The sequence below is a fragment of the Streptomyces sp. NPDC051136 genome (assembly GCF_044455745.1).
GTDB lineage: Bacteria > Actinomycetota > Actinomycetes > Streptomycetales > Streptomycetaceae > Streptomyces.
Window position 1 is genome coordinate 532710 of the sequence record NZ_JBITFE010000001.1, and the last position, 24026, is coordinate 556735.

At 75.0% G+C, this 24026-nt stretch carries 18 protein-coding genes; 14 read left to right on the forward strand and 4 right to left on the reverse strand.

The genetic code is table 11. The features are described from left to right. Positions 1-690: a nucleoside/nucleotide kinase family protein gene (locus ACIBCJ_RS02300; RefSeq protein ID WP_365978743.1), complete on the reverse strand. Its 690-nt coding sequence runs from the start codon at positions 688-690 to the stop codon at positions 1-3. Positions 691-743: 53 nt separating this feature from the next. Here ACIBCJ_RS02300 and ACIBCJ_RS02305 point away from each other — a divergent pair, with 53 nt between their 5' ends. The 4 genes from ACIBCJ_RS02305 to ACIBCJ_RS02320 all read left to right on the forward strand — a co-directional run bounded on the left by ACIBCJ_RS02305 (position 744) and on the right by ACIBCJ_RS02320 (position 6113). Next, positions 744-1484, forward strand: coding sequence for a beta-phosphoglucomutase family hydrolase (locus ACIBCJ_RS02305; RefSeq protein ID WP_362092277.1), 741 nt, complete (start codon positions 744-746; stop codon positions 1482-1484). Then, on the forward strand, positions 1481-3859 hold the full coding sequence (locus ACIBCJ_RS02310; RefSeq protein ID WP_362092280.1) for a glycosyl hydrolase family 65 protein: 2379 nt from the start codon (positions 1481-1483) through the stop codon (positions 3857-3859). The genes ACIBCJ_RS02305 and ACIBCJ_RS02310 overlap by 4 nt, the downstream gene beginning before the upstream one ends. A 197-nt stretch (positions 3860-4056) precedes the next feature. Further along, entirely contained in the window at positions 4057-5556 is a 1500-nt protein-coding gene (locus ACIBCJ_RS02315) for a hypothetical protein (protein WP_365978742.1), read from the forward strand. 80 nt (positions 5557-5636) lie between these two features. After that, entirely contained in the window at positions 5637-6113 is a 477-nt protein-coding gene (locus ACIBCJ_RS02320) for a DUF5709 domain-containing protein (RefSeq protein ID WP_133885354.1), read from the forward strand. A 116-nt stretch (positions 6114-6229) separates the two neighbouring features. On the opposite strand, the gene ACIBCJ_RS02325 is transcribed toward ACIBCJ_RS02320, so the two are convergent. Next, positions 6230-6451, reverse strand: coding sequence for a hypothetical protein (locus ACIBCJ_RS02325; protein ID WP_362092289.1), 222 nt, complete (start codon positions 6449-6451; stop codon positions 6230-6232). A 234-nt stretch (positions 6452-6685) separates the two neighbouring features. On the opposite strand from ACIBCJ_RS02325, the gene ACIBCJ_RS02330 reads away from it, so the two are divergent. Continuing rightward, a complete protein-coding gene (locus tag ACIBCJ_RS02330; protein WP_365978741.1) occupies positions 6686-8950 on the forward strand; it encodes an MMPL family transporter in 2265 nt (754 codons plus the stop codon). On the opposite strand, the gene ACIBCJ_RS02335 is transcribed toward ACIBCJ_RS02330, so the two are convergent. Then, the gene (locus tag ACIBCJ_RS02335) at positions 8925-10031 is read right to left on the reverse strand and encodes a PP2C family protein-serine/threonine phosphatase (protein WP_365978740.1); all 1107 of its coding nucleotides are present in this window, start codon (positions 10029-10031) and stop codon (positions 8925-8927) included. The two genes, ACIBCJ_RS02330 and ACIBCJ_RS02335, sit on opposite strands and share 26 nt — an antisense overlap. Positions 10032-10349: 318 nt before the next feature. Here ACIBCJ_RS02335 and ACIBCJ_RS02340 point away from each other — a divergent pair, with 318 nt between their 5' ends. Next, entirely contained in the window at positions 10350-11249 is a 900-nt protein-coding gene (locus tag ACIBCJ_RS02340) for a GNAT family N-acetyltransferase (protein WP_365978739.1), read from the forward strand. Between the two features lie 272 nt (positions 11250-11521). Here the strand turns inward: ACIBCJ_RS02340 and ACIBCJ_RS02345 are convergent, their stop codons facing one another. Next, the gene (locus ACIBCJ_RS02345) at positions 11522-12409 is read right to left on the reverse strand and encodes a Gfo/Idh/MocA family oxidoreductase (protein WP_365978738.1); all 888 of its coding nucleotides are present in this window, start codon (positions 12407-12409) and stop codon (positions 11522-11524) included. 577 nt (positions 12410-12986) lie between these two features. Here ACIBCJ_RS02345 and ACIBCJ_RS02350 point away from each other — a divergent pair. From ACIBCJ_RS02350 to ACIBCJ_RS02385, 8 genes are all read left to right on the forward strand, one after another. Beyond that, positions 12987-13913, forward strand: coding sequence for a dienelactone hydrolase family protein (locus ACIBCJ_RS02350; RefSeq protein WP_362092304.1), 927 nt, complete (start codon positions 12987-12989; stop codon positions 13911-13913). 234 nt (positions 13914-14147) lie between these two features. After that, positions 14148-17030, forward strand: coding sequence for a LuxR C-terminal-related transcriptional regulator (locus ACIBCJ_RS02355; protein ID WP_365978737.1), 2883 nt, complete (start codon positions 14148-14150; stop codon positions 17028-17030). Positions 17031-17149: 119 nt separating this feature from the next. After that, on the forward strand, positions 17150-18439 hold the full coding sequence (locus tag ACIBCJ_RS02360; RefSeq protein WP_362092310.1) for a helix-turn-helix domain-containing protein: 1290 nt from the start codon (positions 17150-17152) through the stop codon (positions 18437-18439). 617 nt (positions 18440-19056) lie between these two features. Next, positions 19057-19848: an ABC transporter ATP-binding protein gene (locus tag ACIBCJ_RS02365; RefSeq protein ID WP_362092312.1), complete on the forward strand. Its 792-nt coding sequence runs from the start codon at positions 19057-19059 to the stop codon at positions 19846-19848. Then, positions 19845-20639: an ABC transporter ATP-binding protein gene (locus ACIBCJ_RS02370; RefSeq protein ID WP_365978736.1), complete on the forward strand. Its 795-nt coding sequence runs from the start codon at positions 19845-19847 to the stop codon at positions 20637-20639. The genes ACIBCJ_RS02365 and ACIBCJ_RS02370 overlap by 4 nt, the downstream gene beginning before the upstream one ends. Beyond that, a complete protein-coding gene (locus tag ACIBCJ_RS02375) occupies positions 20636-21535 on the forward strand; it encodes a branched-chain amino acid ABC transporter permease (RefSeq protein WP_362092316.1) in 900 nt (299 codons plus the stop codon). Before ACIBCJ_RS02370 ends, ACIBCJ_RS02375 begins: the two co-directional genes overlap by 4 nt. Next, positions 21528-22682, forward strand: coding sequence for a branched-chain amino acid ABC transporter permease (locus ACIBCJ_RS02380; protein ID WP_365978735.1), 1155 nt, complete (start codon positions 21528-21530; stop codon positions 22680-22682). The genes ACIBCJ_RS02375 and ACIBCJ_RS02380 overlap by 8 nt, the downstream gene beginning before the upstream one ends. After that, on the forward strand, positions 22679-23968 hold the full coding sequence (locus tag ACIBCJ_RS02385) for an ABC transporter substrate-binding protein (RefSeq protein ID WP_365978734.1): 1290 nt from the start codon (positions 22679-22681) through the stop codon (positions 23966-23968). Before ACIBCJ_RS02380 ends, ACIBCJ_RS02385 begins: the two co-directional genes overlap by 4 nt. Positions 23969-24026 lie beyond the last annotated feature (58 nt).

The following is a 24026-nucleotide window of genomic DNA, read 5'->3' on the forward strand; positions in this document are numbered from 1 at the left end:
TCACCAGGACGGTGAGGGCGCCGCTCCCGGCCCGCCCGGGGGCGGGCCCGTCAGCGCGTCCGCCGGAACCACCAGGTCCGCCCGGTGCCGGGTCGCCGCGACCAGGTCGGCGTTGCGCTGGTCGGGTCCGAGCGCCCACGCGGCCGCGGCCGGGGCGGACTTGCCGAAGCGCGCGTGCCGCGCCACGAGCCGCCGGACGCGCTCCGCCTCGTCCAGGCAGCAGAACCACACCTCGTCGAGCCAGGGGCGCACCCGCGTCCAGGCCCCGCTCTCCAGCAGCAGGTAGTTGCCCTCGGTGACGATCAGCCGGGCGGTGGGCGGCACCGGCACGGCGCCGGCGATCGGCTGCTCCAGTTCCCGCTCGAAGCCCGGCGCGTACACGGTCTCGCCGTCCGCCTCCCGGTGCAGCCGCTCCAGCAGCGCGGCGTACCCGGCCGCGTCGAAGGTGTCCGGCGCGCCCTTGCGGTCCCGGCGGCCGAGCCGGTCCAGCTCGGCGTCGGCCAGATGGAAGCCGTCCATCGGCACGTGCGCCACCCACGGCTCTCCCGCGCCGTTCAGCTCCCGCACCAGCGCCTCGGCGAGCGTCGACTTCCCCGCGCCGGGACTGCCCGCGATACCCAGGATCGCCCGCCGCCCCTGCTTGGGGAGGCGGCGGGCACGGGAGAGCAGGTCGTCGAAGGTCAGCGGCACATCCCACAGTGTGTCACCTGATCGGACCCGCCCCGGCGGGGAACTGTGGGGGTATGACGACGCAGCTCGGACTCCCCGACGACATCCAGGCCTGTCTCTTCGACCTCGACGGGGTCGTCACCAGGACGGCGGTGGTGCACGCCGCCGCCTGGAAGGCGACCTTCGACGCCTTCCTGCGCGAGCGGGACGGCGCGGACTTCCGCCCCTTCACCGACTCCGACTACGACGAGTACGTCGACGGCCGCCCCCGCGCCGACGGCGTCCGCTCCTTCCTCGCCTCCCGCGGCATCGAGCTGCCCGAGGGCACCCCCGACGACCCGGCGGACGCGCGGACCGTCAACGGCGTCGGCAACCGCAAGAACGAACTCCTCCTGGAGAAGATCCGCACCGACGGCGTCGAACCCTACGAGGGCACGCTGCGCTACATCGACGCCGTCCGCGCCGCGGGCCTCGCCACCGCGATCGTCTCCTCCAGCGCCAACACCCGGGACGTCCTGCGCTCCATCGACGCCGAGCGGCTGTTCGACGTACGGATCGACGGCGTGGTGGCCCGGGAGCGGAAACTGCCGGGCAAACCCCACCCCGACACCTTCCTGGCCGCCGCCCGCGACCTCGGCGTCGAGGCGTCCCGGGCCGCCGTCTTCGAGGACGCGCTGGCCGGTATGGACGCGGGCCGCTCCGGACACTTCGGCTTCGTCGTCGGCGTCGACCGGGTCGGCCAGACCGACGCGCTGTACGCCCACGGCGCCGACCGCGTCGTCAAGGACCTCGCCGAGCTGGGAGGCCGCGCGTGATCACCAACCGGACGTACACCGTGGAGCCCTGGCGGGTGCGCGAGACCGCCCTCAACCTCGACCTCCTCGCGCAGAGCGAGTCCGTCTTCGCCCTGTCCAACGGGCACGTCGGCTGGCGCGGCAACCTCGACGAGGGCGAACCGCACGGCCTGCCCGGCAGCTACCTCAACGGCGTCTACGAACTGCACCCGCTGCCCTACGCCGAAGCGGGCTACGGCTACCCGGAGTCGGGCCAGACCGCCATCAACGTCACCAACGGCAAGCTGCTGCGGCTGCTGGTCGACGACGAGCCCTTCGACCTGCGCTACGGGCGGCTCGGCAAGCACGAACGCACCCTGGACCTCAGGCGCGGCGTGCTGGAGCGGTCCTGCGAGTGGACCTCGCCGGCCGGCACGACCATCCGGGTGCGCTCCACCCGCCTGGTCTCCCTCACCCAACGCGCCATCGCCGCCGTGGAGTACGAGGTCGAGCCCGTCGACAGCCGGACCAGGGTGGTCATCCAGTCGGAACTGGTCGCCAACGAGAGCCTGCCCAGCCCGGACGGCGACCCGAGGACGGCCAAGGCCCTCCAGTCCCCGCTGGAACCGGAGGAGGACCTGGCCGCCGGATCGCGGCTGCGCCTGGTCCACTGCACCCGGCGCAGCGGCCTCAGGGTTGCCGTGGCCGCCGACCACGTCGTCGACGCCCCCGGGGAGATCACCACCAGCAGCGAGAGCAACACCGACGTCTCCCGCCTGACCATCACCTCCGTCCTGGACCCGGGACAGCGGCTGCGGGTGCAGAAGACCGTCGCACACGGCTGGTCGGGTGCCCGGTCACGGCCCGCGATGAGCGACCAGGTCGAGGCCGCGCTGGCCGCCGCCGCGCACGGCGGCTGGGAAGGCCTGGTGGCCGAACAGCGGAAGTACCTCGACGACTTCTGGGCCCGCGCGGACGTCGAGGTGCACGGCGACGAGGAGATCCAGCAGGCCGTCCGCTTCGCCCTGTTCCACGTGCTCCAGGCCGGGGCCCGCGCCGAGCAGCGCGCGATTCCGGCCAAGGGACTGACCGGCTCCGGATACGACGGCCACGCGTTCTGGGACACCGAGATGTTCGTGCTGCCCCTGCTGACCTACACCGCCCCCAAGGCCGTCGCCGAGGCGCTGCGCTGGCGGCAGGCCACCCTGCCCGCCGCCCGGGACCGCGCCGCCCAGCTCGGGCTGCGCGGCGCCGCCTTCCCGTGGCGGACCATCGACGGCTCGGAGGGCTCCGCGTACTGGCCGGCCGGCACCGCGGCCTTCCACGTGGCCGCCGACATCGCGCACGCCGCGGTGCGCTACACGGCGGCCACCGGCGACACCGACTTCGAGCGCGAGACCGCCCTGGAACTCCTGGTGGAGACGGCCCGGTTGTGGCGCTCGCTCGGCCACCACGACCACCACGGCGTCTTCCACATCGACGGCGTCACCGGACCGGACGAGTACAGCGCCGTCGTCGACGACAACACGTACACCAACCTCATGGCGCGCTCCAATCTCCTCGCCGCGGCCGACGTGTGCGAACGCCATCCCGAGGAGGCGGCACGGCTCGGCGTGGACGAGGAGGAGAGCGCCGCCTGGCGGGACGCCGCCGAGGCGGTGCACATCCCGTACAACGACGAGATCGGCGTGCACGAACAGCACGCGGGCTTCACCCGCCACCAGCGCTGGGACTTCGCGAACACGGGCGCCGACCAGTACCCGCTGATGCTGCACTTCCCCTACTTCGACATCTACCGCAAGCAGGTGATCAAGCAGTCCGACCTCGTCCTGGCCATGTACACCTGCGGCAGCTGGTTCGAAGAGCACTGCGACGACGACCAGATGGCCGCGAACTTCGCCTACTACGAGCCGCTGACCGTCCGGGACTCCTCCCTGTCCGCGTGCTGCCAGGCCGTCGTCGCCGCCCGGACGGGGCACCTGCGCCTGGCCTACGACTACGCGACCGAAGCCGCCCTGATGGACCTGGCGGACCTGGAGCACAACACCCGCGACGGACTGCACATCGCCTCGCTGGCCGGCACGTGGATGGCGCTGGTCGCCGGCTTCGGCGGCACCCGGCGGGAGGGCGACAGCCTGCACTTCACCCCCCGCCTGCCGGAGAAGTTCAGCCGCCTCGCCTTCCGGCTCCAGTTCCGCGGCCGGTGCCTGCAGGTGGAGATCGGTCCCGACCGGGCGTCGTACTCGCTGCTGGGCGGACCGCCCCTGACGATCCATCACCACGGCACCGAGGTGCACGTGAACGGGGACGGGCCCGTCACCCTCGGTATCACCGCGCCGAAGTGGCGGCCCACGCCCGAACAGCCCCCGCACCGCCGCCCGGGCTTCACCGACCGGTCGGGACCCGGCGACGAGTGAGACCGGGACCCGCCGACGAGCGGGACCGCGCGACTGGCCGAGTTCCGTCCTGCGTCCCGGAGACCCGCGGGTTAGTTTGACCATGGTTTCCGGGTTTACCGGGCTTTTCGGGTTTTCCGGGTTCCGGGGCTCCCGCCACAGGCGGCTGGAGGTGAGGGACGAGCGGCCTCGCGAGGAGCGGGGGTGAGGGGTGCACGATGGCCGACGGCGCGAACGCCGTGCTCGTCGACGGGCGACAGCGCCACGACGCGGGGAAGGCACCCGGCCCCCCTCGCGGGCTGCGCGGCAACGCGCCGGTCGCGGCGGTGGCCGCGGTCTTCGTCCTGGCCCAGCTCGTCCTCGTCCGCCCGTCGATGGGACTCGGCTGGGACGAGATCGTCTACACCAGCCAGGTCACCACCCACCATCCGGCAGCCTTCTTCAGCGCCCCGCGCGCCCGAGGCGTCTCGCTGCTGGTGGCACCCGTCGCCTCCTGGTCGGCCTCCACCGAGCTCCTGCGCGTCTACCTCGCGGTGCTGTCGGGCCTGGGCCTGTACCTCGCGCTGCGCGTCTGGAGGGGCCTCTTCCCGGTCCGGGTCCTCGCCACGGCCGGCGCCTTCTTCGCCGGCCTGTGGGTGACCCTCTTCTACGGTCCGCAGGCCATGCCCAACTACTGGGTCGCGATCGGCGCGCTGATCACCCTGGGCTGCACCCTGCGCGCCGTACGGGACCGAGGAGCCGGACGGGGACGGTACGGCCGGGGCGCGCTGTGGGGGGTGGCCGCCGGGGCGGCCCTGATGGCGCTGATGCGGCCCACCGACGCGGTCTGGGTGTGCCTGCCCCTGCTGGTCCACCTCCTCCTGCGCCGTCACTGGCCGCTGCTGCTCGCCCTCGTGGGCGGGCTGGCGGCCGCCGGAGGGGAGTGGGTGATCGAGGCGTACGCCTGGTACGGCGGCGTCGGGGAGCGACTTCAGCGGGCCTCCGAGATCCAGGGCGGTCTCGGCTGGAACCTCGCGGTCGACGACCAGATGCGCAGCCTGGGCGGGCGGGGCCTGTGCCGCCCGTGCACCGGAGCGATGCCGCACCCGGTGGTCACCCTGTGGTGGGTGCTCCTCCCGGCCGTCGCCGCCCTCGGCGCGGTCGTCGCGGTCCGGGCCCGCCGCGCCACCGCCACGCTGCTCCCGCTCGCCTGCGCCGTCACGGCCGCGGTGCCGTACCTGTTCCTGATCGGTTACGCGGCCCCCCGCTTCCTCCAGCCCGCCTACGCCCTGCTGGCCCTTCCGGTCGCCGACGCGCTGTGGCACCTGGTCAGGACCGGGCGCGACCGGTGGCGGCCGGTGGTCGCGACGCTGGTCGCGCTCGCGGTGGCCGGGCATCTGGCGGTCCAGGTCTCGGTCCTCGCCGGCACCGTGAACGGCAACGTGGCAAGCCGTGCGGACTGGGCCCGGGTCGCCGACGCACTGCACGCGCTCGGGGTCCGCCCGCCCTGTCTGGTCACCGGGCACGAATCCATTCCGATCGGCTACTACACCGGCTGTTCCTCCGGCGACGTCAGCGGCAACAACGAGAACACCACCGCCGCCGAGATCCTGGACACCGCCCGGCGGATGCCGGTCGCCGCCCTCACCGGACCGGGCGGCACCGCGCCCGGCTACGCCCGCGACTGGGCCCCGCACCACGTCACCGACCTGGAGATCCGCGTCGCGCCCCCGGGTTAAAGATCGCGGATCGGGAAACGCGAACCGGACAGCGAGACAGCTGGAGCACGAGCCGACGCGAGCGCGAGAGGAAGGCAGCGATGGGCACGGACCCGATGGCCGACGACGTCTACCAGCCCACCGGTAGCAACGAGGAGCAGGAGGACGCCGCGCCCCTCGACCTCCAGGACGCCCTCGACGAGCGGACCTACGACGACACGCTCGACGAGGGCTACTCCCCGCCGGAGAAGCCCCTGGGCGTGACCAAGCACGGCACCACGGCCGCCGAGCAGCAGGAGGGCGAGACCCTCGACGAGCGGCTGGCCGAGGAGGTGCCGGACGTGCCGGTGCCCGAGGGGGACGGGGTGGGCGACGAGCCCGGGGGCGAGGGCGAGCCGGTCGACCCGGAGGCGGGCACCGACCGTTCGGGCCGCCTGGTCGCCCCCGACGAGGGCGTACGCACGGACACGACCAAGGAGACGATCGCGGAGGACGTCGGCATCGACGGCGGAGCGGCCGGCGCCGAGGAGGCCGCGGTGCACGTGGTGGAGGACGAGACGGAGCTGCCGGAGCGCTGAGGCGGCGCCCCCGGCACCGCGCGACCGACGGCACCGACGCAGAGACGGACGCAGGCACGGGACAGACGGAGCCCCCTGCCGGACGACCAGGTCCGGCAGGGGGCTCCGCGCCGCTGTCAGGGCAGCAGCTTGTCGAGGGCCGAGGGGCCCTCCTCGGCCAGCTTGCGCCTGGCCCACTCCAGATTCTGCGGGGTGACGTCCCGGCCGGCCGCCAGGACGAGGTCCTCCGGGGACACCTCCGTGCCGGTGCGGGCGTGGAGCAGGTGGTCCGGAGTGGCGCGGTCGTCGTCCGCACGGGGTTCGGAGGGTCGGGAGGCGTCGGGCTGTGACATCGACATGATCAGTGCTCCTCGGATCCGGATCGCTGCTTCGGTGCCGTGCTGTTGTCGGTCCCGAATATCCCGATAACACCATTCAATGCCAATGCGGCCGCCGCATCCGGAGCGGTCCGCCGGACCGGCTCCGACGTAGCGGGAGCGGACGGCGGGACCGGCTCCGACGTGCCGCCCGGGACGCCTCGGCGTGTAATGGGAGTGACCGAGCGTATCCGCCCCGGCAGAAGGACCACGGCGATGGCACGCAGGCGCACCGGCGCCGGGGGACAGGGGACGGCGGGAGCGGGGGGACTGCGGCGCTGGGGCGAGTGGTGCGCCCGGCACGGGCTGATCGTGGTGGCCGGCTGGCTGGTCGCCCTGGTGGCGCTGACCCTGGCCGACCGCTCCTTCGGCGGGGACTACTCCGACGACTTCACCCTCCCCTCGTCCCACTCCCAGCAGGGCCTGGACGTCCTGCAACGGCACGATCCGGCGGCCGGCGGCTACAGCAGCCAGATCGTCGTGCACGACGACAAGGCGCTGACCTCGCTGGACTCCCAGATGGCCGACACGGTGGCCGATCTGCAGAAGCTGCCGCACGTCCTGTCCGCACAGAACCCGCTCACCGCCCCGCCGGCCACCGGTTCCTCGGGCGGGCACGACGAGGGCCCGCTGGCCGCGGACGGCCGTACCGGCTACGTCACCGTCCGCTTCGACATCCAGCCCTCCCAGCTGGGCGACGGATACCTGCACGGGGTCGACGACGCGGTCCGGCCGCTGCGCTCGGCGGGCGCCGAGGTCGAGTACGGCGGGGCGCTCGGCGAGCTGGCCCGCCCCGACGCCGACGACCGGGTGAGCGAACTCATCGGCTTCGGCGTCGCGATCGTCGTCCTGCTGATCGGCTTCGGCAGCGTACTGGCCGCCGTCGCCCCGCTGGTGACGGCGCTGATCGGGGTGGTCGGCGGCCTGGCCTGCCTCGGCCTGCTCGCCGCGGCGTTCACCTTCGCCACCGTGTCCCCGACGCTGGCCACCATGATCGGCCTGGGCGTCGGCATCGACTACGCCCTGTTCCTGATCACCCGGCACCGGCAGAACCTCATGGACGGCGCCGACCCGGTGCGGGCGGCCGGTCACGCCACCGGGACCAGCGGCCGGGCGGTGCTGGTCTCCGGCTGCACGGTGATCGTCGCGCTGCTCGGCCTGTACGCGTCCGGGGTGTCCTTCATCGGCAAGCTCGGCATCGCCGCGGCCGTGACGGTCGTCTCGGCCGTCCTGGGCGCCCTGACCCTGGTCCCGGCCCTGCTGGGCCTCCTCGGGCGGCACGTCGACCGCCTGCGGGTACGCCGGCCCGTCGCGGAGACCGACGCGGAGCCGGGCGCCGAGCCGCACGGCACCTGGCACCGCTACGCACGACGCGTGGAGCGGCGGCCCTGGCACTTCCTGGCCTGCGGCGTCGCGGCCCTCGTCGTTCTGGCCGTCCCCGTCTTCTCGATCGAGCTCGGCCACATCGGTGACGGCGCCGACCCCACGTCCTTCACCGACCGGCGGGCGTACGACCTGATGTCCGAGGCATTCGGACCCGGCTCCAACGGCCCGCTGACCGTGGTCGTCGACCAGAGCGGGGTGCCCCAGTCGCAGCGCTCGGACCTCGCCTCGCAGGTCACCAGGAGCCTCGGCGACGTGTCCGGCACGGCCGCGGTGACACCGGTGACCGCGACCCAGGACGGGGACGTGCTGCTCGCCACCGTCTACCCCGAGCACGCCCCGCAGAGCGCCGCCACGACGGACCTCAGCAACCGGCTGGCCGACAGCACCCTGCCGCACGCGGTCGCCGGCACCGACGCCAAGGGGTACGTCACCGGCACCACCGCCTCACAGGTGGACTTCCGCGACATCGTCGCCGAGCGGCTGCCGCTCATCATCGGGGTCGTCGTCGCGCTGGCCTTCCTGATCATCCTCGCCGTCTTCCGCGGCCTCCTGGTCGCCGTCAAGGCCGCCGTCCTCAACGTACTGTCGATCGCCGCCTCCTACGGCGTCGTCGTGGCCGTCTTCCAGTGGGGCTGGGGCGGCCCGGCGCTCGGGGTGTCCGGCACCGTGCCCGTCGAGAGCTACGTCCCGATGATGATGTTCGCGATCATCTTCGGACTGAGCATGGACTACGAGATCTTCCTGCTCTCCCGGGTGCGCGAGGCGTGGCTGCGGACCGGGGACGCCGAGGGGGCGGTGGCGCACGCCCTGGAGATCACCGCACGGGTCATCACCTGCGCGGCGCTGATCATGGTCAGCGTCTTCGCGGCCTTCCTCATCAGCGACAGCATCGTGGTCAAGATGCTCGGACTCGGCCTGGCGGTGAGCGTGCTCATCGACGCCACCGTCGTACGCCTGCTCCTGGTGCCGGCCGTGATGACGCTCCTGGGGCGGCACGCCTGGTGGACACCGCGGTGGCTCGACCGGATCCTGCCGCACATCGACACGGAGGGGACGGGGGAGCGGGCGGTCACCGGCCGGGCGGCGAAGGAGTGAGCACGAGCATCGTCACGTCGTCCTGCACGTCCGGGCAGAAGCGCACGAGGTCCGCCCACACCAGGTCCGGGAGCGCGGCGGCGTCCTCGCCGGCCAGCGCGCTCAGCCGTTCCGCCAGCGGGTAGAACGCGCCGCTGCCGTCCCTCGCCTCGACCACGCCGTCGGAGGCGAGGAACAGCCGGTCGCCGGGACGCAGCGAGACGGTGCACGCCTCGATGGTCCCGGCGTCCGCGAGGCCCAGCCCGAGCGGCGTCCACGGCGCCACCTCCAGCTCCCCGGCGTCGGCACCCCGCAGCAGCAGCGGCGGCGGGTTGCCGCAGACGACGACGCGCACCTGCGCGGCGTCGGCGGAGAACTCCAGCAGCGCGGCGGTCGCGAACAGCTCGGCGTGCCGGGCGTCCGCCGAGTCCACCAGCAGCCTGCGGTCCAGGCGCCCCGCCACCGACGCGAGGTCCGGCTGGTCGAGCACCGCCTCCCGGAACGCCCCCAGCAGCGAGGCGACCGTGGACACCGCCGACAGACCGTGCCCCTGCACGTCCCCCATCACCACCCGGATGCCGAAGGGCCCGTCCCGCACGTCGAAGAAGTCGCCGCCGACCAGCGTCCCGCGCTGCGCCGCCCGGTACAGCCCCGTGCAGCGCACCGCCCCGACCCGCTCGGGCAGCGGGGGAGCCACGGCACGCTGGGCGGCCTCGGCGACCGTGCGTTCCAGACCCAGCTGGGCGTCACGGCGACTGCGCACGAAGGACACGAAGACGCTCAGCACGGCGACGAAGACGATGGTCAACAGGTCGGCGTCGCCCGGCCGGTCGAGCTGGAGCGCCGGGACGTGCAGCAGCACGATCACCACACCGCCCAGCAGGGCGGTCGCCAGCGGGCCGTACGACAGGACGGCCAGCGGCGGGATGGCGCCCAGCAGGAAGCCGATCTCCAGCGGTTCGCGACTGAGCAGGGTCGCCGCGCAGATCGCCGCGACGAGGGCCGGCGGGAGCACCCGCACCCAGCGGGGCGGCGGCGCCCCGCTCAGCCAGCTCCGCCGTTCCTCGCCCCGACGCGGTGGCAGGGCGGACACCTTTCGCACACCACCACGCTCCTATGCCACCGCACCGCGCGCACGCGGAGAGCAGGGCGCGGGCGGTACGGCGGTACGGCGGTACGGCGGTACGGCAGTCCGGCGGTGCGGCAGTCCGGCGGTGCGGGCGGTGCGCAGGCGGCGCTCGGAGGGAAAAGGGGTCGCGGGACTCGTGCGGCGCCCCGTACCGTGTGCCCGACGCCCCGAGACCGACGGAAGGAGGGCCGAGCCGTGCAGTGCATCCCACCCTCGCGCTCCCTCCCCGTAGTCCCGGCGTACCTCGACTGACCGGGAGCGCACCAGGCGTACACCTTCCCGGAGGAACCCGTGACCGATCCGGTCATCCGCGCGCTCGACGCGAGCGACGCCCATCTCTTCGACACGATGCCCGACCCGCTGGGCGCCCGCGAGGCCCACCGGCGCACCGTCCACCGCCCCGACTGGAAGCGCGTCGCCCTGCGCGACGGCACCGTCGTCGCCCGGGCCGCCTGGTGGGGCGGACCCGAGGACAGCGATCCCGTCAACGTCAACTGGTTCGACGTGGCCGAGGGCGAGGAGGAGGCCGGAGCCGAACTCCTGCGCACCGCGCCCTGGCAGGTCGAGCTGGAACTGAACCCGCCCGGCACCTGGCGCGAGGACCCCGTCGTGCGCCTCGCGACCGAAGCCCGCTTCACCGCCGCGCGGGCGGCCGGTTACGAGCTCCTGGTCGAGCGCTTCCTGTACCGGTGGACACCGGAGTGCGGGCTCCCCGAGCGGCCCGGCCGCCTGGACTTCCGCGCCGAGCCCGACGACGCGGTGTTCTTCGACGCGGTGCGCCGCATCCACTCCGTCACCCTGGACGCCCACGCGCTGATGGACATCGCGGAGGGCGGGCTCGACCGGGCCGCGCAGTCGGAGCTCGACTTCTTCCACTGGTGCCCGTCACCGCGGGAGTGGTGGCAGCTGGCGTACACCCCGCAGGGCGAACTCGCCGGCATGCACATCCCCGCGCACAACCCGTCCGGTCCGTGCGTCGGCTTCATCGGCGTCGTGCCGGAACACCGCGGGCGCGGGTACGCCTACGACCTGCTGGCCGAGTGCACCCACTTCCTGGTCGAGCGGGGCGCGGAGTTCGTCACCGCCGGGACGGACCGGGGCAACCACCCCATGGCCGCCAACTTCGCCAAGGCCGGTTACCCGGTCGTGCGGGAGCGGATCAACTTCCGTCCCGCGAACGCCGGGCGCTGACCGCGACCGGCCGCACCGGGGGACGTCCGGCCGTGGGCCGACCGTGGACGTGCCCCGGTGCCTCGCGCAGGTCGTGACGGGAGCGCGAGGGGAGACGCTCCACGACGGGACCGGGTCGCGGGGGTGGCCGGTGCGGCCTCGCGGCCCGGTCGCCGGGTCGAAGCCGCGCTCCGTGGGCGATCGGGCCTGATTCCGGTGGGGCGACCTGCGGCACCTGGCGGGACCCGGGGCGGCGACTCCCTCGACCGGGAGCGGCCGACGGCCGACCGAGGTCAGTCCCGGTGGGTCAGCAGGGCCTCGGCCTCGGCGAGGATCTCGGTGACCCGCAGCCCGAACGCCGCGTCGCACGGATGCGGGCGCCCGCCGCCGGCCGCGGTGAGCAGCGCGTCCGCGGCCCGGCGCAGGGCGGGCACCGGGCCCTCCGCGGTCTCCGGGAGCAGCGTCACACCGGCCCGGCCGCGCAGTTCCACCGTGGCCCCCGCCGCGGCGGGCGGTGCCGTCAGGCTCAGCGTGAGCGTGCTGGACGCACCGCCGGTGTGGTCGAGGACGAGGTGGACGGTGTCCCCGGGGCCCGGCGCGGCCGCCGCCACGCGCCGGGCGTCACCGAGGACCGGCAGCAGCACGGACAGCGCGTGCGGGCCCACGTCCCACAGGGCGCCCTTCTCCCGCCGCCACGGCGAGTCGGCGAACGGGCTGTCACCGTCGCCGAACACGGCGCCGAGCCACTGCGCCCGCGCGGTGAACCAACCGTCCTCGGCCGCCTGTTGTGTGATCCACGCCCCGGTCTCGGGCTGGAACCGGGTGGTGAAGAAGACGACCGAGGCGACCCCCGCCGCCCGCACCGCCTCCGCCACCGCCCGCCCCTGCGCCACCGTCGGCGCGAGCGGCTTGTCGAGCAGCAGATGGCACCCGGCCCGCGCCGCGCGCACCGCCAGAGAGGCCTGTACGGCCGGAGGCAGCGCGACGGCGACGGCCTCCACGTCGGCCAGCAGGGCGTCGACGTCGTCGTAGGCGCGCGTGCTGTGCCGCCGCGCCAGCTCCGCGGCGGCGTCCGGGCGACGCCCCCACACTCCCGCGAAGTCCAGCTCGTCGTGCCCGGCCAGGGCGGGGGCGTGCGCCATGTCCGCCCAGGGGCCGGTACCGAGCAGTCCGATGCGCATGCCGCCGCCTCTCCACGGTGCCGGACCCGGTGCGGGCCCGGCGACGTTCCTCCAGGACGGCCGGCGCCCCACGGCCCGGCCGATGCCGAGCGTGCCACACGGCCCGGGGGCCAGGACAGGGCGGGCGGCGCCGGGGGAGCGGCGGGGCCGTGGGGCGCCGAGCGGGGCGGGGAAACTCCGTGGCCTCTCCCGCCGCCGGGGCCTCGCGGCGTCCGGGCGGCCCGAGACCTCCGCGGCCCGGGTCCCACGGTGTCCGAGAGGCCCGAGATGTCCGGCGCACGGCCTGGTGATGTCCGCGTTCCGCAGTGCTCCCGCCGGGGCGTCCTCCGGCGGCCCGCCGTGCCCGGGCCCGTGCCTCCGGCGCGCCGGAGCGGCTCCACCGCCGGGGTGGCCGTTGCCCTCGGCGCACGAGGCCGGTGATTCTGCCGATCCCGCTGGGCCCCTCGCCCGTCGACAGTGGCACCGCCAGCTCATCGGCGAAGCCCCTCCGGCGGTTGTCCCGGGACGCGACCCCACGTGTTCCGGGGCGTGTGCGATCACCGGCCGGGCCGCTCGCCACGACCGAGAGGACCTCCCTGTGCGCAAGCCCCACACCCACGCCGCCACCGCTGCCCCACGCTCCCCGCGAGGCGCCCGGCGGCGACTCGCCGGCACGACGGCCGCCGTGGCCGCGGTCGTCGCGCTGACCACCCTCACCGGCCCGGGCGCCCAGGCCGCCGACAACCCGTACGAGCGGGGCCCGGCGCCCACCGTGGCGAGCATCGAGGCGCTGCGCGGTCCCTACTCCGTCTCCGACACCAGCGTCTCCTCGCTCTCCGTCACCGGTTTCGGCGGCGGCACCATCTACTACCCGACCAGCACGAGCGACGGCACCTTCGGCGCCGTCGTGATCGCACCCGGGTACACCGCGTACCAGTCCTCCATCGCCTGGCTCGGCCCGCGCCTGGCCTCCCAGGGCTTCGTCGTCTTCACCATCGACACCAACACCACGCTGGACCAGCCCGACTCCCGCGGACGGCAACTGCTGGCCGCCCTGGACTACCTCACCGGGCGCAGCGCCGTCCGCAGCCGGATCGACAGCAGCCGGCTCGGCGTCATGGGCCACTCCATGGGCGGCGGCGGCACCCTGGAGGCCGCCAAGTCCCGGCCGTCGCTCCAGGCCGCGATACCGCTGACGCCCTGGAACCTCGACAAGAGCTGGCCCGAAGTCAGCACCCCGACGCTGATCGTGGGGGCCGACGGCGACACGATCGCCCCGGTGGCCTCCCACGCCGAGCCGTTCTACTCCGGTCTGCCGTCCGCCACCGACCGGGCCTACCTGGAGCTGAACAACGCGACCCACTTCTCGCCCAACACGTCCAACACGACGATCGCGAAGTACAGCGTTTCCTGGCTCAAGCGGTTCATCGACAACGACACCCGCTACGAGCAGTTCCTGTGCCCGCTGCCCCGGCCGAGCCTGACCATCGAGGAGTACCGGGGCAACTGCCCGCACGGCTCCTGACACCCTCTCGGCCCCACGCCCGACGGGCACCCGCCGGCGGCGGTCGCGGACACCTCGCGGCCGTCGCCGGTCCGCTGTGCGGCCGCACCACCCCGGCCGGCCCCGGTTGGGCGGCGGCACAGCACGTGGACCGGGCGCCCGGCACGCTCTCGCAGGTGACAGCGCCGAAGCCACCGCGGGCCCGGGCGGACGGGTGCCTTCCGCCTCGGGTTACGCGCGCGTAACCTCCCGGGGATGACCGGAGAGACGACCGTGTGCACGGCCGTGCGGATCCACGGCCGCGGCGCGCAACGGAAGGCGTTGCGCGCACTGTTGGACGGGCTGCCCAGCCGCGGCGGCCGACTCCTGCTGACCGGCGAACCCGGACTGGGCCGGACCACTCTGCTCCAGTGGGCAGCCCGCTCCTTCCACGCCGGTCCCGTACTCCACCTCGGTACGGGCCCGGACCAGGGTGCGGGCCCCACCGCCGAGCAACTGCTCGCCGCCCTGCGGACGGCGGCGGACGCGGCACCCGCACTCGTGTGCGTGGACGACGCCCACCTGTGGGACACCCCGGCCCGGACCGCGCTCGCCCGCGCGGCGGAGCACCTGAGCGCCGTCGGCCGGGTCGGCCTGCTCCTTTCCGCAGCCTCGGACCGCGCCGTGGCCCCGGAGTTCGCCCACCTGCCCGTCGTCCGCCTGGACCCGCTGGCACCGTCCCGGGCCGCCGCCCTGCTCGACGACATGACCGACGGCGCCGCCGCCCCCGCCGTCCGCGAGCAGCTCCTCGCCGAGGCGGACGGCAACCCGGCCCTCCTCGCCGCCCTGGTGCGGCGGCTGTCACCGGCCGAACTGCGGGGACACCGGCCGCTGCCCGGTCCCCTGGCGGACGCCGCGGCCCTCGCCGAGGCCGCGGGCGGCGCACCGGCCGTCCCGTCCGGCCACGCGCGGGACCTGCTGCTGACGGTGGCGGCCGCCGTACGGGCCTCGGACGGGCCGGACGCCGACGCCGCCCTGGTCCGTGACGCGCTGCTGCGTCTGCGGCCGGCATCGAGGCCCGGCGCCCGTTCGCAACCGCTGCCCGAGCAGCTCGCGCCGGCCGGAGACCGGCTCCGCTTCCACAGCCCGCTGGTCCGCCGTACGGTCTACGCCACCGCCAGCCCGGACGCCCGCCGCGCCGTGCACCGCGCGCTGGCCGAAGCGCTGGGGAACGGCGGCCACCGGCTCCCCGAACTCCTGCACCGGTCCTGGTCGTTGAGCGGTCCGGCGCCCGCCCCGGGGCAGGGGGACGACCTCGCGCGGGCGGCGGCCGACAGCACCGTGACGGCCACCTACCGGCTGCGCGCGACGGCGTACACCCGTGCCGCCGAGCTGACGGCCGACGCCGCGAGGCGGGCGGAGCGGTACACCGCCGCGGCGGAGCAGGCCCTGCTCGGGGGCTGTCCGCACCAGGCCCGCCCGCTGCTTGCCGCGGCCCGGGAGGGTGCCGTTCCCGCCGCCGTGCGGGGCCGGGCCGAGCTGGTGCGCGGCCTCGTCGAGCTCCGGGACGGCCCGGTCGGCGACGCCCACCAGTCGCTGCTGCTCGCCGCGTCCCTGCTCGCCGCGGACGCGCCCGCCGACGCCGCGAGCGCCGCACTGGCCGCCGCCGACGCGGCCTGGGCGGCCGGCGACCTGTCCGCGTGCCTGGCCACGCTCGGTCCCACCGCACCACCGCGCGCCGCGGCCGCGATCCCGGCACACGGGGCGCACGCGCCGGGGGCGGGTGAACAACGGGGGCCGCGCGGAACCCCGGGCCCGCACGGGCGCCCGCACACGCGCCCGGCCGTCCGCCCCGCCGCGTCCCATCCGGCCCACCCGTCCCACACGTCGGCGTCCGTGGCGTCCGCCGTGCGGGACCACCGCATCGGCATGCGGGCACTGCTCGAAGGACGGTTCGACCGGGCGGGCGCACCGCTCGGGCAGGTGGTGCGGCGCGGCCTGACCGAGGACCGGCCCGAGGTGCTGCTGCGGTCGGCGGCGGCCGCGCTGCTGCTCGGTGACGTGGACGCGGCCCGCGGTGCCGGCGCCCGTGCCCTGGCCGCCGCCCGGCAGCTCGGGTCGGACCGGCTGGAGCCGCAGGCGCTGGAGTACCTCGCCTACGCCGAACTGCGCGCCGGCCGGCACCCCCAGGCCCGCGCCCACGCGGAGGAGGGGCTGCGCACCGCACTGCGCGCCGGGCAGCGCAACACGGCGGCGCACCACCGGGCGGTGCTGGCGCTCGCGGCGTCCATCGAGGAGGAGCCGGACGTCGTCGCCCGGCACGTCGCGGCGGCGCTGGCCACGGCCCGGCGGCACGGACTGGCGCAGGCGCTCACCCTCGCCCAGTGGGCGGCGGCCCGCGCGGACCTCGGCCGGGGACGTCCCTTCGACGCCGCGGACCGGCTCGGACTGCTCGTTCTCCCGGGACCGGGGCGGGGCCACTTCGCCGTGTGGCGGCTGGCCGTGCCCTGCTTCGTGGAGGCCGCGGTGCTCGCCGGCCGTCACGAGGACGCCCGCGAGGTCCTCGCGGACTTCGCCGGGTGGGCGGCGTTCGGCGCTGACCCGCAGGCCGCCGCCCAGCTGGCCCGCTGCCACGCCCTGCTCGCCCCGCCGGAGCGGACCGACGACCTCTACCGGCGCGCCCTCGCCCAACACGACGAAGCGGGCGGTGACTTCGAACGGGCCCGCACCGCGCTGCTGTACGGCAAGTGGCTGCGCCGGCGCCGCAGACCGCGCGAGGCCCGCGGCCGTCTCGGCGCCGCACTGGCCGGCTTCGAGGGGTGCGGCGCCGGAGTCTGGGCCGCGCAGGCACGCGACGAACTGCGAGCCCTCGGAGCCGCCCCGCAGCCCGGCGGCGACGGGGCACCGACCCGCCTCGGCCGCCTGACCCCGCAGCAACTGCGCATCGCGCGGCACGTCGCCGAGGGCGCCACCAACCGCGAGGTCGCGCTGACCCTCGCGGTGAGCACCCGCACCGTCGACTACCACCTGCGCAAGGTGTTCGCCGCACTCGGCGTCCGGTCCCGCCTGGAGCTGGCCCGCGTGATCGGGCAGGCGGAACAGGACCAAGAAGCCCGGCGGGCGGCGGCGCACCAGGAAAAGACCGGTGCACAACCCTAGGGACCGACCGGACGGTATGTCATCCTTCGGGGCAGGACGAGTCAGGGGGCAGGCCCGGCGCGGCGCGACGGCCGTCGCCGGGCGGCGCCTCCGCAAGCCCTGCCCTGGGGAGGACCGCGATGCAGCACGCCGTACGGTCACGAGCGATCCGCACCGGGCTGACGCCCGTTCCACGCCCGCGGACACCCGGTGTCACGTCGTTGATCGACGCCGACGCCCTGCGCGTCCTGCACCGGGCCGCGCGCGCCCTGCTCGACGACCTGCCCGACCTGACCGACCGGCTGGTGGCCCTGCTGGAGGAGCAGGAGCCCGCCTACCGGGCGAGCGTCACGAAGGACCCCGCCGCCACCTGGCAGGAGGCCCACCGCTCGCTGCGCCACAGCGTGGCCTCGCTGCTCGACCCGCGCGGCGCCCGGGACGCGGCCCGCCGCTGCTCCTGGCGGATCGGCGCCGCCCGCGCCGAACAGGGGCTTCCGCTGGACGCCCTGCTGCACGCCTTCCGGCTGGGCGGCTCGCTGGTGTGGCAGCGGCTGGTCGAGGAGACGTCCAGGGCCGCCCCCGAAGACGTACGGCTCCTCGTGCACGTGGCCGCCGACGTGTGGAACTTCGTCGACGAGCACTGCACCCTCGTCGCGGACGCCTACCGGCAGACCGAGTGGCAGATCGACCGGCGCCGCGAGAACCGGGCCCGGCTGCTGGCAGCCGGCCTGCTCGACGGCACCGGCCGCATCGCCGACCTGCCGGAGGCCGCCCGGGCCCTGGACCTGCCGGAACAGGGCCGGTACGTCGTCGTCGCCGTGGCCGGCGGACCCCCGGCCCGGTCCGACGTCGCCCGCGCCGCGGCCGTACCGCCGGGCAGCCGCGTCCACTGGCACGCCGGGCCCGAGACGGACTACGGGATCGTCCTCGTCGGTGACCGCGAGGGACTGCCGGAGGACCCGCCCGGGCCGGGGGGCGGACGACACGGCCCAGCCCTCCACCCCGGCCTGCGGATCGGCGTCGGCAGCCCCGTCGTCGGCCTCGCCGCCGTCGGAGACGCCCGCAGGCTCGCGGACACGGCCCTGGGCATCTGCCCCGCGGCCGGCGGCACGGTGCGCCTGGCCGACCAGCTCCCCGCCGCCCTGGTCGTCTCCAGCCCCGATCTGGGCCGGGCGCTGGCCGAGAAGGTGCTCGGGCCCCTGCTCCGCCTGGAGCCCGCCGACCGGGAGGTGCTCCTGGACACCCTCACCACCTGGCTGGACTGCGACGGTTCCGCCCAGCGCGCCGGCGAGCGTCTCTACTGCCACCGCAACACGGTCCTCAACCGCCTCCGCCGCTGCGAACAGCTCACCGGCCGCTCCCTGGCCCGCCCGGCCGACGTCGTCGAGTTCAGCCTGGCCCTGACCGCCCACCGCGTGCTGCGCGACTGAGGCACGTGGCGGGGCCGAGCCCGTGATGGCCGTCCCCGGAATCTCCGCCGCGCCGACCCATGCGTGGCCGTCCCCCCTGGGTGGCCTCTGCCCGTTGGGTGGCCTCCGCCCTCGGCGGCCCCCCCCCTTTCCGGTGCCTTCTGCCCTTTCGGGCGCCCCTGCCCCTCTCTTCTGCCCCTCCGGGGTGGCCCCCGCCCCTTCGCCAGCCCTCGCCTGGTAGGCGGCCCTGGCCCTTGGCGTAAGCGGTCCGGCCCTCCGCAAGCCCGGCCCACCTCTGCGCGAGCGCGGCCCGCCTCTGCGTAAGGCCGGCCCACCTCTGCACGAGCGGGGGCCGCTCCTCCGCAAGCCCGGCCCGCCCCTCCGCAAGCCCCGGTCCGCCGCCCCGCGGGCCGGGGCTCGTGCCGCGCGGCCGGTTCACCCGCCGGGTTGCCCGGGACGTGCCGGGCGGCGTTCCGGCCCCGCCCGCATGGGCATCCGCACAGACTCGGCCGCCCCGGACTGGGACCCCGCAGCGACCCTGCCCGAGGCCCCTGTACGGCCCCCGGCGCCCGTGCTGTCGTGAGCTCCCCCCCATTCACCGTCACCGTGCCTCCCCGGCGCGGTCCCAAGGAGCCGCGATGCCCGCAGCACCACCGGACGGCGCGCCCGCGCTGCACGTCGAGAGCCTCGATGTGACGTACGGACGCGCCCTGTCCGCCCTCCGCTCCGTGTCCCTGACCGTCCCGCACGGCGCCGTCGTCGCCCTGCTCGGTGCCAACGGCGCCGGCAAGACGACGCTGCTGCGGGCCGTCTCGGGCACCCTGCGCCTGCACCGCGGAGCCGTCACGGCCGGCCGCGTCCGCTACGGCGACACGGTCCTCGACGGCCGGGACCCGGTCGCCGCCGTACGCGCCGGGGTCGTCCAGGTGCCCGAGGGCAGGCGGGTGTTCGCCGGACTCACGGTCGACGAGAACCTGCGGGCCGGCGGACTCGGCCTGAACCGGCGGGCACCCGCCCAGGTCCACGAGGCCCGCGACCGCGTCTTCAGCCTGTTCCCGAGGCTCGCCGAACGCACCCGCCAGGCCGCCGGTCTGCTGTCCGGCGGCGAACAGCAGATGCTCGCCATCGGCCGCGCCCTGATGGCCGCGCCCCGCCTCCTCCTCCTCGACGAGCCCTCGCTCGGCCTCGCCCCGATGATGGTCGACCGCATCGCGGAGGTCGTCCGGGAGATCAACGCCCAGGGCACCGCCGTACTCCTCGTCGAACAGAACGCCGGCATGGCGCTGTCGCTCGCCGAACACGCCTACGTCCTGGAGGTCGGCGAGATCCGGCTCTCCGGCGAGGCGGCCGAACTCGCGCGGACGGACGCCGTGCGCCGCCTCTACCTGGGCGACACCACCGACGACACCGAAGACAAGGGGGCCGCGTGACCACCCCCGCCGCGCCCCGCGCGCTCGAGGTGCGGGGCGTGACCGTGCGCTTCGCCGGTCTGCTCGCCCTCGACGACGTCTCCTTCACCGTCACCCCCGGCAGCGTCCACGCCGTCATCGGGCCCAACGGCGCCGGCAAGTCCACCTGTTTCAACGTCCTGTCCGGCCTGTACCGACCCGCCGCCGGCACCGTACGGCTCGGCGCCGCCGAGCTGACCCGGCTCGCCCCGCACCGGATCGCCGCCCTGGGCGTCGCCCGCACCTTCCAGAACATCGTCACCACCCAGGGCACCGTCGCCGACAACCTGATGCTCGGCCGGCACGCCCTGTCCCGCGCCGGATTCGCCGCCAGCGCCCTGCGGCTGCCCCGCGCCGTGCGCGAACAGCGCGCCCACCTCGCCAGGGCCCGTGAGATCGCCGAACTCACCGGCCTCGGCGCCCACTTCGACTCACCCGTCGCGCTGCTGTCGTACGGCGACCGCAAACGGGTGGAACTCGCCCGCGCCCTGTGTCTGGAGCCCCGTGTCCTGCTGCTCGACGAACCCGTGGCCGGCATGAACGCCGCCGAACGCGTCCGCATGACCGAGGTCGTCCGGGAGGTCCGCGCCGAACTCGGCCTCTCCGTCGTGCTGGTCGAGCACGACATGGGCCTGGTCATGCGGCTCGCCGACGAGGTCACCGTCCTCGACTTCGGCCGGGCCATCGCCCACGGCACACCCGACGAGGTCCGGCGCGACCCCGAGGTGCTGCGCGCCTACCTCGGCACCGCCACGGGGGAGGACGCGGCATGACCGGCTTCCTCGACAGCCTCCTGAACGGCCTCGCCCTGGGCTCCGTCTACGCCCTGATCGCCCTCGGGTTCGTCACCATCTTCAAGGCCTCCGGCGTCCTGAGCTTCGCCCACGGTTCACTGCTGCTGCTCGGCGGCTACCTCGTCGCCGTCCTCCACGACGACCTCGGCTTCGCCGGGGCGCTCGCCCTCGCGGTCCTCGTGACGGCGGCCGTAGCCGGGCTGCTGGACCGGGTGCTGCTGCAACGTGTCGGCGGGGGCGACCCGCACGCCGCCCACGTCCAGACCATCGTCACGATCGGCATCGACATCGTGCTGGTCACCGACCTCGCCCGGCGCATCGGCGGCGACCTGCTGCCGCTCGGCGACCCCTGGGGCTCCGCCGTCACCGACCTCGGCCCGGTGACCGTGGCCGACAGCCGCATCGCCGCGATCGTGGTGTCCGCCGTCGCCATCGGCGCGGCCTTCGCCCTCTTCCGGTTCACACCCTGGGGCCTGTCGCTGCGCGCCGCCGCCGAGGACCGCGAAGCCGCCGCCCTCATGGGCGTACGGCTCACCCGCGTCCGGGCCCTCGCCTGGTGCCTGGCCGGCGGACTGGCCGCGCTCGCCGCCGTCTTCCTCGTCGCCTTCCCGGCGCCCGGACTGGAGCGCACCACCGGGCAGATCGCGCTGAAGGCCTTCCCGGCCGCCATCCTCGGCGGCATGACCTCCCCGGTCGGCGCCCTGGTCGGCAGCATGCTGATCGGTCTCACCGAGGCCTTCGCCGCCGGATACCAGTCCGACCTGCACGTGCTCGGCGAGGGCTTCGGCGACGTGGCGCCGTACGCCGTGATGGTGCTCGTCCTGCTGGTGCGCCCCGCCGGACTCTTCGCCGCGAAGGGAGCGGCCCGTGTCTGACCTCGGCCCCGTCCTGCGCAAGCGCGGTCCGCTCCTGGTGACCGCCCTCCTCCTGTGCGCCCTGCCCTTCTACCTGGACGCCTTCTGGCTGCGCATCGGCCTGTTCTCCATGGCCGCGGCCATCGGCGCCGTCGGCCTCGGCCTGCTCAGCGGCACCGCCGGACAACTCTCCCTCGGACACGCCTTCTTCCTCGCCGTCGGCGCGTACGGGTACGTCTGGCTTGCGGGCGAACCCGGCCCCGGGCTGCCGCCCGCCGTGGCCCTCGTCCTCGCGGTGCTCCTCGCCGGGGCGGCGGGCGGCCTGTTCAGCCCCGTCGCCGGGCGGGTGAAGGGCGTCTACCTCGGCGTGGCCACCCTCGCCCTGGTCTTCCTCGGCCACCACGTCCTGCTCACCGCGGACTCCGTCACCGGCGGCTTCAACGGCCGCTCGGTGCCGCCCCTGGAGCTCGGCGGCTTCGCCTTCGCCGAGGCCGACCCGGAACTCACCGTCCTCGGCGTCCCGTTCGGCGCCGAGGAACGGCTCTGGTACCTGGGGCTCGTCCTGTTCGCCGTCACCTGGTTCAGCGCACGCGGACTGCTGCGCGGACGCCCCGGGCGGGCCCTGGTGGCACTGCGCGACAGCGAGACGGCGGCCTCGGTCATGGGCGTCCACGTGGCCCGGTACCGCTCCGCCGCGTTCGTCGTCTCGTCGATGTACGCGGGCCTGGCCGGCGTCCTGCTCGCGCTCTCCTTCCGCCGCGTCGTGCCCGACTACTTCTCCCTCGCCCTCTCCGTCGACTACCTCGCCATGATCGTCATCGGCGGTCTCGGCTCGGTGGCCGGAGCCACCGCAGGTGCCGTCTTCGTCACCGCGCTGCCCCTGCTGATGACCCGCTACGCCGACCAGTTGCCGCTGGTGGCCGCCCCGGGGTCCGGCGACGGCTCGATCGGCCCCACCGAGGCCTCCCGCTACCTCTACGGCGCGGCGATCGTCGTCATCCTCCTCTACGCCCCCGACGGCCTGCACGGACTGGCCCGCCGCACCCGGGCCCGCCTGCGCCGCCGCCCGTCCGTCACCGGCCCGCCCGGCAACCGCCCCTCGTCCGGGACCACCGTCCCCGCCACCACCACCGACACCACCGCACGAGCCAAGGAGCACACCCCGTGAACGCCACGCACCCCAGGCCCCGCACCGCCCGCACCGCCCGGACCGCCACCCTGGCCGCGGCACTGGCCGCCGTGCTGCTCGCGGGCACCGCCTGCAGCTCCAAGGCGGACGGCGGGGGCAGCGACGACGGCGCCGACGGCGTCAAGGCCGGACCCGGAGTCAGCGACAAGACCGTCAGACTCGGCGCCCTGACCGACCTCACCGGCCCCTACGCCACCCTCGGCAAGAGCATCGTGCAGGCCCAGCAGATGTGGGCGGACGAGACCAACGCCGCGGGCGGCATCTGCGGACGCAAGGTCGAGATCGTCGTCAAGGACCACGGCTACGACGTGCAGAAGGCGGTCACCGCCTACGCCGACATCGCACCGGACGTCGTCGCCCTGCCCCAGGTCATCGGCTCCCCGGTGGTCGCCGCCCTGCTCGACGACATCGAGCGCGACCACATGCTGACCTTCCCGCAGGCCTGGGCCGCCTCCCTGCTCGGCCGCGACTCCGTCCAGGTCCTCGGCACCACCTATGACCTCGACATGATCGCCGCCGTCGACTTCCTCACCCGCACCCAGAAGCTCGCCAAGGGCGACACGATCGGTCACGTCTACTTCGAGGGCGACTACGGCGCCAACGCGCTGGAGGGCTCCGAGTGGGCCGCCGAACAGGCGGAGATGAAGATCGCCGGACAGAAGATCAAGGCCACGGACACCGATCTGACCGCACAGGTGTCGGCCCTGAGCAAGGCCGGGGTGAAGGCGATCCTGATCAGCGCGGGGCCCGCCCAGACCGCCTCGCTCGCCGGGGTGGCGGCGGCGCGCGGCCTGAAGGTGCCGATCGTCACCAGCGCGCCCGGCTACGCGCCCCAGCTGCTGAAGACACCGGCGGCCCCCGCGCTGGAGGCCATGGTGCACGTGGTCAGCGCCGCTCCGGCGGTCAGCTCCGACCTGCCGGGCGTCAAGAAGATGGTCGCCTCCTACCAGAAGGCGTACCCGGGCGAGCCCGTCGACTCCGGTGTGCTCTCCGGGTACAACGCCGCCCAGCTGACGGGCATCGACCTGAAGAAGGCCTGCGAGGGCGGCAGCCTCACCCGGCAGGACGTGGTCAAGGCGCACCGCTCGCAGAAGAACGCGGACACCGGGCTCGGCACCCCGCAGAACTTCACCTACGTGACCGCGCCGGCCAGCCGGTCCACGTACGTGCTGAAGCCCGACGCCAAGGCGGTCGGCGGCCTGGTCGGAGCGGAGGGCGCCCACAAGGCCCCCGGCGTGGACGCCTACCTGGCCGGGCGCGGCTGAGTCGGCCGAGCGGCCGTCAACTCCCTGGCCTCATGGTCGGATTGACGGCCGCTCGGTC